We start from the raw sequence: 11,944 nt of genomic DNA, 5'->3' as shown, positions 1-11,944 counted from the left end.
TTACTCCGGCTTGAGATGCGCGTCGTCGGCGAAAACCAGTGATCCGCTGTCCAGCAGCACAGCCCAGCGGCGCGCGGCGTCGACAATGTGGTCGTCGCCGACGTCGACCGAGTAACCCGCATGGTCGCCGTAATCCTCGACGATCACACCGCGCACGTCCTTGGTGTCGCCACGGTTGACGCGAACCCGCATGTCAACGGCGAACTTGGCGTTCCTACCCATAACCACCCCAGCATTCCCTGGTACGCAATCACCGCAGGTACGGAACCTCGGCCCACTGATCTCAACCCCGACATCAGTAGGTACCGAACTTTAGGCCACCGCGACCGAGGCGGCAAAGCAATCTCCCAAGGTGTATCCACTTCCGTCCGCTAGCGTCTTCGCCGTGATCGTGCTGCTACCTCCCTCGGAGACCAAGCGCCCAGGTGGCGACGGACCACCGCTGCAGCTCGGCGCACTGAGTGTGCCCGAACTCACGCCGCTGCGGACGGCCCTGGTCGGCGAGCTCGTCGCGCTGGCCGCCGACCCGGAAGCCAGCCGCAAGGCGCTCGCGATCTCCGCGTCGCAGGACTCGGAGATCCAGCGCAACGCCGAACTGCTCGCCGCGCCGACGATGCCGGCCATCGAGCGGTACACGGGAGTCCTGTACGACGCCCTCGACGTCGGCTCGCTGAAAGGCGCGGCCGCGGCGCGCGCCCACGCCCGGCTGGCGGTCGGATCGGCACTGTTCGGGTTGCTGCGCGCCGACGACCCGATTCCGGCCTACCGGTTGTCCGCGTCGTCGAAACTGCCGGCCGGCGGCACCCTGGCCAGCCGGTGGAAGCCCGCGCTGGAACCGGTGTTGGCCCAACTCCAGCAGCAGGAGTTGATCGTCGACCTGCGGTCCGGCTCGTATGAGGCGCTCGGCAAGATTCCCGGCGCGGTGACGGTCGACGTCTACACCGAGCACCCCGACGGCCGGCGCACGGTGGTCAGCCACTTCAACAAGGCCCACAAGGGACGGCTGGCACGCGCGCTGGCGGGCAGCCGGGCCGAGCCCGATGATGCAGCCGCCGTCGCCGCCGTCGCGCGTCGCGCCGGGCTGCGGGTCGAACGTGACGGCGCGCAGTTGACGGTGCTGGTCACGGCCTGACAGCGACGTCTGCGATAATGGCTCCCGAGGGGAGTATTCCTTCGCCACGGTGTCGTCATCACGTTGCCCAACGTTGGGCAGCCGGTGCCGTGGGCCGTTTCGGCGGCGGCAGAGACCTCAGCCGCTCGTTGACGCCTGGAGGCGCCCCCGCATGAATGTTTCTACGCTCGAATGGTCCATCACCCTCGGGGTGACCATCGCCGTTCTGCTTTTCGACGTCGTGGTGATCGGCCGCCGGCCGCACGAACCGACCAAACGCGAGACCGCCGGCTACCTCGCGACCTACATCGGCCTCGCTGTCGCTTTCGGCATCTGGGTGTGGCACTTCCACGGCGGTCAGTACGGCGTCGAGTACTTCGCCGGCTGGCTCACCGAATACAGCCTGTCGGTCGACAACCTCTTCATCTTCCTGATCATCATGGCCAGCTTCAAGGTGCCCAGGGTCCTGCAGCAGCAGGTCCTGCTGATCGGCATCATCCTGGCGCTGATCTTCCGGGGCATCTTCATCGCCCTTGGCGCCGTTGCCATTTCGCAGTTCTCGTGGATTTTCTACCTGTTCGGCGCGTTCCTCGTGTACACCGCGATCAAGCTCGCCCGCGACACCGAACACGACGACGACGCCGAGAACTCGATGGTGCGGTTCGCCCGCAAGTATCTGAAGGCCTCCGACCAGTGGGACGGCAACAAACTGCACACCACGGTGGGCGGCAAGCGGGTGCTGACCCCGATGATCCTGGTCATCATCGCCCTCGGCACGACGGACCTGCTGTTCGCGCTCGACTCCATCCCCGCGATCTACGGCCTGACCCAGGAGCCGTACCTGGTGTTCACCGCGAACGTCTTCGCCCTCATGGGCCTGCGCCAGCTGTATTTCCTGCTCGGCGACATGCTCAAGCGCCTGGTCTACCTGTCGCAGGGACTGGCCTTCATCCTGGCCTTCATCGGCGTGAAGCTGATCCTGCACGCCCTGCACGAGAACACGCTGCCGTTCATCAACGGCGGGCATCACGTGGAGGTGCCGGAGATTCCGACACTGCTGTCGCTCGCCGTCATCATCGTCACGCTCGTCGTGACGACCGTGGCGAGCCTCTGGAAGACCCGCGTCGACGCCCGCAGCGCGGGGTAGCCGTACCCCTGCGTGCGACAATCTGGCCATGGTCATGTCGATTGAGCGCCCGAAGCTGGAAGGCAACATTGCCGTCGGCGAGGACCGCCAGATCAGTTTCGCCGAGTTCGGAAATCCGCAGGGGCGGGCCGTGTTCTGGCTGCACGGGACGCCCGGTGCGCGTCGTCAGATCCCGACCGAGGCCCGCACGTTCGCCGCGCGAAAGAACATCCGGCTGATCGGTATCGACCGGCCGGGCATCGGCTCGTCGACGCCGTACCAGTACGAGAACGTGCTCGGGTTCACCGACGATCTGCGGACCATTGCCGACACCCTCGGCATCAACCGGTTCGCGGTGATCGGCCTGTCCGGCGGCGGCCCCTACACGCTGGCCACCGCGGCCGCCATGCCCGACCGGGTGGTGATGGCCGCGGTGCTCGGCGGCGTCGCCCCGCTGATCGGTGAGGACGGCATCAGCAGCGGGCTCATGGAGCTGGCCAAGATCGTCCGGCCTGTCATCGAGGTCGCCGACACCCCCATCCGCTGGGTGGCCGGCTCGCTGATCAAGTTGATCGGGCCGTTCGGCTCCCCCGCCCTGGATCTGTACGCCCGCATCTCCCCCGACGGCGACCGAAACCTGTTGAGCCGTCCCGAGTTCAAGGCGATGTTCCTCGACGATCTGCTCAACGGCAGCCGCAAACAGCTCGCGGCACCGTTCGCCGACATCGTCGTGTTCGCCCGCGACTGGGGTTTCCGGCTCGAGGACATCAAGGTGCCGGTGCGCTGGTGGCACGGCGATGCCGACCACATCGTGCCCTATGCCCACGGTGAGCATGCTGTCGCGCGAATCGCCGATGCCGAGATGTACACGCTGCCGGGCGAAAGCCACCTCGCAGGCCTCGGTGTGCCAGAGGACATCCTGACCAGGATTCTCGAGGTCTGGGACGCCGACCTGGCCGCGCAGTAGGTCAGACGGTCGCGCCACCGAGCACCCGGCGCAGCATGTGCATGGCGACGGTCGTCGACCGCTCGCGAATGTCCGCCCGGTTGCCGGGCAGGTGGATGGTCCGGGTGTGCGGCGCGCTGTCGGCCACCCGCACACTGAAACACACCGTGCCGACAGGCTTTTCGTCGCTGCCGCCGCCCGGGCCGGCGATGCCGGTGATGCCCACGGCGACGTCGGCGCCGAACCGCTGCAGTGCGCCGGCCGCCATGGCCTCGGCCACCGGTTCGGACACCGCGCCATGGCCGGCGATCAATGCCGGATCGACGCCCAGCAGCTCGGCCTTGGCCCCGTTCGAGTACGACACCACCCCGCCGGCCAGATAGGCCGACGAGCCGGGCCGGTCGGCCAGCCGGGCTGCCAGCAGACCCGCAGTGCAGGATTCCGCCGTGGCAATGGTGCGACCCGAAAGCAGTTGTGCCACTTGGTCGTCCACCAGCGAACCGTCCTCGGAGAAGACCTCGTGCGGGTGGCGTTCGCGGAGCAACCCGGCCAGCTTCCGGTAGCTCTCGGCAGCGCCGGGCTCGTAGCGCGTGACGATCTCCAGCTCGCCGCGACGCAGGCACGTCGTGATCTCCAGGCCCGCGAAACCGGGCACGAGGGTTTCGGCCTCGCGCAGGGTCTCGGCCAGCCCGGATTCGGGCAGGCCGAACATCCGGATGGTCTCCTGCCGGTAGATCGTGCGGCCGGCCACGGCGCGTTGGGCGGTGGCCGTCTCGCTGGCGCGGGCCCACATCGGCTGCAGTTCGCGGGGCGGCCCGGGCAGCACCATGACCGTCGGCCCGCCCCCGAGCCGGGTGACGACGACGCCCGGCGCCGTACCGACAGGGTCGAGAATCTCGACCCCTTCACCGGCGGGCACCAACGCCTGCTTGCGGTTCGCCGCCCGTACGGCGTCGAAATCTGCGCCGGGGAACCGGCCCATGAAGGACCGCAGGATCTCGGCGATGCGTGCCTCGAGAGCCTCGTCGAGCACCAGCTCACGGCCACAGAACTTGGCCACCACGGCGACCGTCATGTCGTCGGCTGTCGGGCCGAGACCGCCGCTGGTGACGATGAGGTCGACACCCTCGTCGGCGAGGAAATTCAGTTGAGACTCAATGTCTTCAGGCCGGTCACCACAGATGGTGATGTGCGCGAGTTCGATGCCGGACTCCAGCAGCCGATCCGCCAGCCACGGCCCATTGAGGTCCTGGACCCGTCCGGTGAGAACTTCGGTCCCCGTCACCACGATGCCCGCGCGCACGCCCATGGCGATCAGGGTACGGCGCTGCGGGCCGGGTCAGACCGTCAGCCAGGCGCGCACGGTATCGAGCTCGCGCGTGTATTGCTCCATGATGTCGTCCTGGAAGCGCGTGCCACCGCTGATCGCGTCGTCACCGCGCCAGATCACGCGCACCCGGGAATTGCCACGCAGGTAGACGTCGACGCGGTCGTCCGTGTGGCGCTGCCACCCGCTAGAGGCGGTGCGCTCGGCCAGTGCGGAACGTTCGTCAGCCATCAAATTCTCCTTCGTGTCTGCGTCAATCATGTCCTATGCGCCGGGCCGCGGAACCCGCGGTACCGCTTCCGGTGTCGCGGGCCGGGTCGCGGGCTCGGCAAGACCGGGGTCGGCGATCGCAGCGCGGGACGCGGCGTCCGCCGAGTCTGAGGGCCGGGAGTTGCCCGTGACCGGAACGGTCACCGGCGGCGTGTTGTAGCCACCGACGCGGACCCAGCCCGCATTCACACCCGGTTTCGGCACCAGGCCACGCACGTGCGCCGTCTCCCCCGGATACACCGTGACGTAGTTGTCGCTGTACTCGATGGGCAGGATTTCGTCGGCGTCCGGGGCGGTGGTCAGCTCCGCCCGCGCGAAGAACGCGACCTGCTTGGTCGGGTTGCGCAGCGTGATGTCGACGACCTGCTGGCCGTCGTCGTTCGCCGAACTGGCGGCGCTGACCTCGAGCTGCGCCTTCTGCATGTAGTTCAGCGGTGTCATGTCGGCCCATGCTGTCTGGTGCAGCTCGAAGGCGACGTCTTTGCGGGGGTCACCGATGTCGTCCTGCTGGGACTGCCAGTAATCGTTGTTGGCGATCACCTGGCCGCTCGGGTTCACGAGTTCGCACCGCACGAAGAACACCCGGGAGTCGGGTACGAGACGCGGCAGCGTCAGCGCCACCGCGGCCGTACCGGATGCCACGTCGGTCGGGTCACTGACGCGGTCGTCGCGCATGACCCCGTTGAGGTCGTACACCCGGGTACGAACACGGAGCCCCGTGGCATTGTCCGGGCTCTGGTTGGTGATGCTGATCTTGGCGGTGCTGTGGTCGCCGGTCGCGTACGAGTCGAACGTGACCGACAGCGGCTGCAGGCCCTTCTTCGCGCCGTAGTACGCACCGCCCGGGCGCAGGTAGTAGTCGAAGATGTTGCCGAAGAACGACGGCCAGTGGTTGTTGAGCATCCAGTAGATCGTCATCTTGTGGTCCGCCCAGCCCAGTGCGGCGAACGACTCGAACTGGGCCCGCGTCGCCTCGTAGTGGGCGAGTTGGGCCTTGCGCGTGAATTCCTCAGCGCCGGTGGAGGATCCGTAGCGCTGGACGACGGCGTCGCGGATGCTCGCCAGCGCCTCGTTGCCGGGGTTGGAGCCGGCGTGGAAGTACCACATGTCGTTGATCGGCCAGAGCTTGTCCGGCGGGATGAACTTGCGCAGGCTCGCGAACGGCGGGATGTGCTCGTTGTCGCCCTGTTCGGCCGACGCGCCGCGGGCGGCGGCGTAGTCCCCGTCGAACCAGTATGCCGGGGGCCGCCAGGTGTAGGGGCCGGCCATCTGGATGCCGTCCCACAGCCGGTTGCCCTGCGAATCCGTCGTGTACGACGACACCGTGTCGACAACGGCGTTCTGCCAGTTCAGCTTTCGCAGAATGTCGTGGTACTGCGCGAGGATGTCGGCCGGCGGATGCCCGTCGCTGGCGTTGGCCCAGACGAATGCCGAGGCATGCGAGCGCAGCATCAGGATCTGCGAGCGCAGGCTGTCCTGCGCGACGCGGTGATCCTCCTGGCCCCACTGCGGCCACTTCTCCCACTGGTTGCAGCACATCCAGCCCACCATCAGTGGGATGCCCATTTCGTCGGCCCGTTCGATGAAGCGCGAACCGGGAATCTTGGATTCCATCCGGATCATGTTCAGACCCAGATCCTTGACGTAGCGCAGGATCGCGTTGTCGCGGTCGGGATCGTCGCGGTACAGCAGATCCGGCGTGTAGGTGGCACCCCGCGCCAGGAAGTCGCGGCCGTTGACCTTCAGATAGAAGTTGCCGCCGGACCCCAGTTGCGGGAATTCCTCGCTGCCGTCGCGGCCCTGCTCGATGGACCGGATACCGAACCGCTGCGTCATCTCGTCGGTCGCCTGACCGAACTGGAGGAACTGCAGCCGCAGGTCGTACAGGTCGGGCTTGCCCATGGTGTAGGGCCACCACAGATCGGGATTGGAGACCTTCAGGTCCTCGAAGTCGCCGGGGCTGAACGTGACATCACGGCTCTCCCCCGGCGCCAGCGACACCGGCTGCTCGACCCGGATATCGGGCTTGCCGGGCCGGCTGATGGTCGCCCGCACGACGCCGCTGACCCGATCGGCCGCATAGTTGGTGAGGCCCGACCGGACGGTCAGTTGCGCGCTGTCGGTGCGCGGCAACGGCAGCCAGCTGTTCACGGTGGCATCGGTGAACGCGACATCGCCGGACATCTTGAGGGTGACCGGCTTGAAGATGCCGGCGTTGCGGTCCGCCACGAACGAGTTGCCGTTGGCCGGGTTCTTGTTCGGCCCCTGGTACCCGAGGTAGTTCCAGTTGATCCAGTCGAACCAGCTGTCGGCCAGCTCGACGCCGTCGACGTCCTGCAGCGCCCGCTCCGGGGTGACCTTGACGGCCAGCGTGTTGGTGCGGCCGCGGTCGATCCACTGCGACACGTCCAGGGTGTGGTCGACGTACATGCCCGCGACATGCTTGCTGTCGGCGATCTGATGGCCGTTCAGCCAGATCTCGGCCCGGTAGTTGATACCCGGGAAGTTCAGGCGGTAGGTCGAATGCCCGACCGGCGCGACGAACGTCGTGCGGTACCACCAGTCCTGCTTGTACAGGTCCTGAGGCACCTTGGTCAGCAGATTGTTGCCGTAGTAGAGATCCGGGTAGGTGCCGTCGTCCTGCAGCGCCTGCAGCACCGTCGCCGGCATGTGCCGCACCTGGTGCCAGCCGGGACCGGACGGCGCGAACCCGTCGCTGCTGAGCTGCGCTCCGGTGGCCGCCAGGCCCTGCGCGGAGGCCAGTTGCCACCCCTGCGCCAGCTCGACCTCGGCGGCCTCGCTCATGGGCTTCAGCAGGCGCGGCAGATCACCGGTGCACGCGAACAGCAGCACCAGGGAAATGACGGCACCCAGCACTGCACCGCGGCGCATCGAGGTCGAGATAGCCCTGCTCCCTCCGGATCTTCAGCGCGCTTCAACACGGGGGTGCGCGATGTGGGGGCACCTCATTGTGCCCCGTCAGACCGGCAGTTCCGGAATCGCTGAGGTCAGAACTTGTGTGGCACGTCGGTGGTCAGACCGCCGTCGACGACGAACTCGCCGCCGGTGGCAAACGACGATTCGTCGCTGGCCAGGAAGACCACAAAGGTCGCTACCTCGTCGGCCTGCCCGGGCCGGCCCAGCGGCGCGGTCATCATGTCGTCGGGAAAATATTTCGTCATCGGCGTGCGGATGAAGCCCGGCAGCACCGTGTTGACCCGGATCTTGTCCTTGCCCAGGTCTATGGCCGCCGACTTGGTCAGCCCGCGCACCGCCCACTTGGATGCGACGTACGCGTGCAAAAGTGTCGCACCGCGCATGCCCTCGATGGACGAGATGTTGATGATCGAGCCGCTGCCTGCCTCCCGCATCGGCGCGACGACGGCCTGCATACCCAGGAAGGTGCCGGTGAGGTTGACGTCGATGCACTTCTGCCACTTGGCCATGTCGAACTCGCCGATTTTTCCGAGGGCACTGATGCCGGCGTTGTTGACCAGAACGTTCAGCAGACCGAACTGTTCGGTGGCCGTGGCGACCGCGGCTGCCCACTGATCGGCGTCTGTGACGTCGAGGTGGACGTAGCGCGCCGCGTCACCCAGTTCGGCGGCCAGCGCCTCGCCCGGTTCGTCGAGGATGTCGCCGATGACGACCTTGGCGCCCTCTGCGACCAGCATGCGGGCGTGCGCCGCACCCATGCCCCGTGCGCCGCCAGTGATCAGTGCAACTTTTCCGTCCACGCGTCCCATGACGGGTCACGCTACCGCCCGCACGATGGGTTCCCGGGAGGCCGCGCGCGCAATCCCGGCATACTGGTCGGCATGTCCGCGCCGAACGCAGGGCCGCTCGACTCGCGCGTCGGCGCGTTCTTCGACGTCGACGGCACGCTGGTGTCCGGTTTCATCGCGACGGTGCACGCCGCCCACCGGTTCCGGCAGCGGCAGGCGGCCTTCGGGGAGCTGACCGGCATTCTCGAGGCGACGGTGCGATACAAGTTGCGCCGCATGGAGTTTGAGCGGCTGCTGATCCGGGCTGCCGGCTACATGCGCGGCGAGTCGCTGGCCGAGCAGGAGTCGCTGGGCGAAGAACTGTTCCACAGCCACGTGCGGGCCAGGATGTTCCCGACCATGCGCGAGGTCGTGCACGCCCATCAGCGGTCGGGCCACAAGGTGGTCTTGAGTTCGTCGGCATTGACCATGCACGTCATGCCGCTGGCCCGCTTTCTCGGCGTCGAGCACGTCATCTGCAACCACTTCACCGTCGACGGCGACGGCACGCTCACGGGCGACATCGTCCGGCCCATCGTGTGGGGCCACCGCAAGGCCACCGCGGTCGAGGAGTTCAGCCTGGCCAATCACGTTGACCTGCAACAAAGTTACTTCTACGCCGACGGCGACGAGGACCTGCCGCTGATGCACGCCGTGGGCCACCCGATCCCCGTGAATCCGCGGCCGGGACTGGCAGCCGAAGCCGAGCGACTCGGCTGGACCGTGGTGCGCGCAGCGGCCGCACCCGGGCACCGGCCCGGTTTGCTACGACGATTCGTGCAGCGCTGACTCCGAAGAACGGCATTCGCCCGGTATTTGTGGCGAAATGCGCGCGTAGCCTTGCGCACCGGACCGACTCGCGGTACTAAATTAGAACAAGTTTCAGTTTTGCCGCTCCCGCTTCGGCCCCAGCACAAGGAACTCCCATGCGCACCGCTATCTGCGACCAGCTCGGCATCGAATACCCGATCTTCGCCTTCACCCACTGCCGCGATGTGGTCGTGGCAGTCAGCAAAGCCGGCGGCTTCGGCGTCCTGGGCGCCGTTGGCTTCTCCCCGGAACAGCTCGAGATCGAGCTGAAGTGGATCGACGAGAACATCGGCGACCACCCCTACGGCGTCGACATCGTCATCCCCAACAAGTACGAGGGCATGGACCAGGTCGACCTGGATCCCGAGGTGCTCAAGAAGCAGCTCAACGCCCTGGTGCCGCAGGAGCACCTGGACTTCGCCAAGAAGATCCTGGCCGACCACGGCGTCCCCGTCGACCACAGTGACGACGACGCCCTGCAGCTGCTCGGCTGGACCGAGGCCACCGCCACCCCGCAGGTCGAGGTCGCACTGCAGCACCCGAAGTGCACGCTGATCGCCAACGCGCTCGGCACCCCGCCGAAGGACATGATCGACCACATCCACGCCGAGGGCCGCAAGGTCGCGGCGCTGTGCGGCTCGCCGTCGCAGGCCCGTAAGCACGCCGACGCGGGCGTCGACATCATCATCGCCCAGGGCGGCGAGGCCGGCGGGCACAGCGGTGAGATCGGTTCGATCGTGCTGTGGCCCCAGGTGGTCAAGGAGGTCGCACCCGTCCCGGTGCTGGCCGCCGGCGGCATCGGCAGTGGCCAGCAGATCGCCGCGGCACTGGCCCTCGGCACCCAGGGTGCGTGGACCGGGTCGCAGTGGGTCATGGTCGAGGAGAGCGAGCACTCCGAGCAGCAGCACGCCGCCTACGCCAAGGCCAGCAGCAAGGACACCGTGCGCAGCCGGTCGTTCACCGGCAAGCCCGCCCGGATGCTGCGCAACGACTGGACCGAGGCCTGGGAGCAGGAAGGCAACCCGAAGCCGCTCGGAATGCCCTTGCAGTACATGGTTTCCGGCATGGCGGTGGCCGCCACGCACAAGTACCCGAACGAGAGCGTCGACGTCGCGTTCAACCCCGTCGGCCAGGTGGTCGGTCAGTTCACCAAGGTGGAGAAGACGTCCGCGGTGATCGAGCGCTGGGTGCGGGAGTACCTGGAGGCCACCGGACGGCTCGAGGAGCTGAACGAAGCCGCATCCGTGTGATCGTGGCCGCCGGCGGCTCCGTCCTGCTGGCGTTGCTGCGCACCGTCCCGCACGCCGTGGCGCTGGGCTCGCGGACCGGGACGGCCGCCGAACAGTCCCTCCTGGCTCGGTCGGTCTGCCGCGATCACCTGTTCTGTTTGGCCGGCATGTCCGCGTTTCTCGTGCTCTGGGTGGTCGGCGCCTGACTTCCCGGGCATGACGATGCTTGTGCCTCGGATCGCAGTCAACATGTGGCTGCGATCCGAGGCACAAGCGGTTATCCACAGGTTGCCGACCAGGGTCTGGTGGATGACCGTTCGCGGCGGAGAAAATCGACGGCGTGGACGGTATAAGCGGGCCAGGCGACACCGAGATAGCCGAGGCGCTTGGCCGTCAAGCGGGTGTCATCTCGCGGCGACAGGTCCTCGATGCCGGCCAGCGCGACGCCTACATCCGGCGGATGCTCAGACGCAAGGAGTGGGCCCGCGTGCATGAAGGCGTGTACGTCAACCACACCGGACCGCCGAGCTGGCAGCAACGCGCCTGGGCCGCAGTACTTTACGCCGCACCGGCGGCGCTCTGTCTGGAGTCGGCCATGTTGCGTGAAGGCCCACTCATCCACGTCGCTGTCGACCGCAACCGGACCGCTCTGGTCGAACCCGACGGCGTCCGTATTCATCACGTTGCCCATTTGGACCAGCGGGTGCTGTGGAACGTCGGCCCGCCGCGGTTGCGCTACGAGGAGGCGGCGCTCGATCTGGCCGGCCGTGCTTCAGAGTTTGAGGCGATCGCGGTACTGGCGGACGCGTGCCAATCCCGGCGCACCACCGCGAAGCGCATGCTGGACGTGCTCGACCGTCGTCAGCGGGTGCGTCGCCGACGTTGGCTCAGGGCGATCCTGCTCGACATCGCCTCAGGGGCATGTTCGGTCCTTGAACAGCGCTACCTGGATCGTGTGGAGCGGGCACACGGCCTGCCCCGTGGCACTCGACAGGCCAGGTCTTCGGCGGCGTCGGGCGTGCGGTATCGCGACATCGAATATGGGCGGCGGTTGGTCGTAGAGCTCGACGGCCGACTGTTTCACGATTCGGCAGCCGCCAGGAACAACGATTTCGAGCGTGATCTGGATGCCGCAGTCGACGGCCGATCGACAGTACGGCTCAGCTACCAGCAGGTATTCGACCGGCCGTGTCAGACCGCAGCAAAGATCGTGCTGATTTTGCGGCAGCGTGGAGTGGCGGTCAGTGGTCGTCCGTGCGGGTCGGGGTGCGGCTACACCGCCGTCGACCTCGCCGCCTGAACCCGACACGATCCACTTGCGCCTCGGATCGTCGTCAACATGTGACTGGAATCCGAGGCGT

The 11,944-nt window shown here is 67.2% G+C and carries 12 protein-coding genes; 7 read left to right on the top strand and 5 right to left on the bottom strand.

Annotated features, from left to right (window positions below; translation table 11 throughout):
• A complete protein-coding gene (locus EB75_RS13030) occupies nt 1-222 on the bottom strand; it encodes a hypothetical protein (RefSeq protein WP_073695796.1) in 222 nt (73 codons plus the stop codon).
• Between the two features lie 163 nt (nt 223-385).
• Between EB75_RS13030 and yaaA the strand changes: the two genes are divergently transcribed.
• The 3 genes from yaaA (at nt 386) to EB75_RS13015 (ending at nt 3,204) form a co-directional block, all read left to right on the top strand.
• Complete coding sequence (yaaA, locus tag EB75_RS13025; protein WP_073695795.1) at nt 386-1,132, top strand: peroxide stress protein YaaA; 747 nt, start codon at nt 386-388, stop codon at nt 1,130-1,132.
• Nucleotides 1,133-1,283: 151 nt separating this feature from the next.
• Nucleotides 1,284-2,258, top strand: coding sequence for a TerC family protein (locus EB75_RS13020; RefSeq protein WP_073695794.1), 975 nt, complete (start codon nt 1,284-1,286; stop codon nt 2,256-2,258).
• A 28-nt stretch (nt 2,259-2,286) separates the two neighbouring features.
• Nucleotides 2,287-3,204 (top strand): alpha/beta fold hydrolase, encoded by a 918-nt coding sequence (locus EB75_RS13015; protein WP_073695793.1) that lies wholly within the window; start codon nt 2,287-2,289, stop codon nt 3,202-3,204.
• A 1-nt stretch (nt 3,205) separates the two neighbouring features.
• Here EB75_RS13015 and EB75_RS13010 read toward each other — a convergent pair whose 3' ends face one another.
• The 4 genes from EB75_RS13010 to EB75_RS12995 form a co-directional block, all read right to left on the bottom strand.
• The gene (locus EB75_RS13010) at nt 3,206-4,492 is read right to left on the bottom strand and encodes a competence/damage-inducible protein A (RefSeq protein ID WP_502689367.1); all 1,287 of its coding nucleotides are present in this window, start codon (nt 4,490-4,492) and stop codon (nt 3,206-3,208) included.
• A 30-nt stretch (nt 4,493-4,522) separates the two neighbouring features.
• Complete coding sequence (locus tag EB75_RS13005) at nt 4,523-4,741, bottom strand: hypothetical protein (protein ID WP_073695873.1); 219 nt, start codon at nt 4,739-4,741, stop codon at nt 4,523-4,525.
• A gap of 33 nt (nt 4,742-4,774) precedes the next feature.
• Complete coding sequence (locus tag EB75_RS13000) at nt 4,775-7,672, bottom strand: glycoside hydrolase family 2 protein (protein ID WP_286150175.1); 2,898 nt, start codon at nt 7,670-7,672, stop codon at nt 4,775-4,777.
• A gap of 116 nt (nt 7,673-7,788) precedes the next feature.
• Nucleotides 7,789-8,526 carry a glucose 1-dehydrogenase gene (locus EB75_RS12995; protein WP_073695791.1) on the bottom strand — a complete coding sequence of 246 codons (738 nt, stop codon included), beginning with the start codon at nt 8,524-8,526 and terminating at the stop codon, nt 7,789-7,791.
• A gap of 72 nt (nt 8,527-8,598) precedes the next feature.
• On the opposite strand from EB75_RS12995, the gene EB75_RS12990 reads away from it, so the two are divergent.
• From EB75_RS12990 to EB75_RS12975, 4 genes are all read left to right on the top strand, one after another.
• Nucleotides 8,599-9,333, top strand: a complete 735-nt coding sequence (locus EB75_RS12990; RefSeq protein WP_073695790.1) for an HAD family hydrolase — start codon at nt 8,599-8,601, stop codon at nt 9,331-9,333.
• A gap of 137 nt (nt 9,334-9,470) precedes the next feature.
• Nucleotides 9,471-10,604, top strand: coding sequence for a nitronate monooxygenase (locus EB75_RS12985; RefSeq protein WP_073695789.1), 1,134 nt, complete (start codon nt 9,471-9,473; stop codon nt 10,602-10,604).
• Nucleotides 10,601-10,789 carry a hypothetical protein gene (locus tag EB75_RS12980; protein WP_073695788.1) on the top strand — a complete coding sequence of 63 codons (189 nt, stop codon included), beginning with the start codon at nt 10,601-10,603 and terminating at the stop codon, nt 10,787-10,789. The genes EB75_RS12985 and EB75_RS12980 overlap by 4 nt, the downstream gene beginning before the upstream one ends.
• Nucleotides 10,790-10,923: 134 nt before the next feature.
• Nucleotides 10,924-11,883, top strand: coding sequence for a type IV toxin-antitoxin system AbiEi family antitoxin domain-containing protein (locus EB75_RS12975; protein WP_286150174.1), 960 nt, complete (start codon nt 10,924-10,926; stop codon nt 11,881-11,883).
• Nucleotides 11,884-11,944 lie beyond the last annotated feature (61 nt).

The organism is Mycobacterium sp. ST-F2 (assembly GCF_001905655.1).
Classification (GTDB): domain Bacteria; phylum Actinomycetota; class Actinomycetes; order Mycobacteriales; family Mycobacteriaceae; genus Mycobacterium.
The sequence above is the reverse complement of the archived record's forward strand: the minus strand, read 5'-3'. Positions and strand labels throughout refer to the sequence as shown.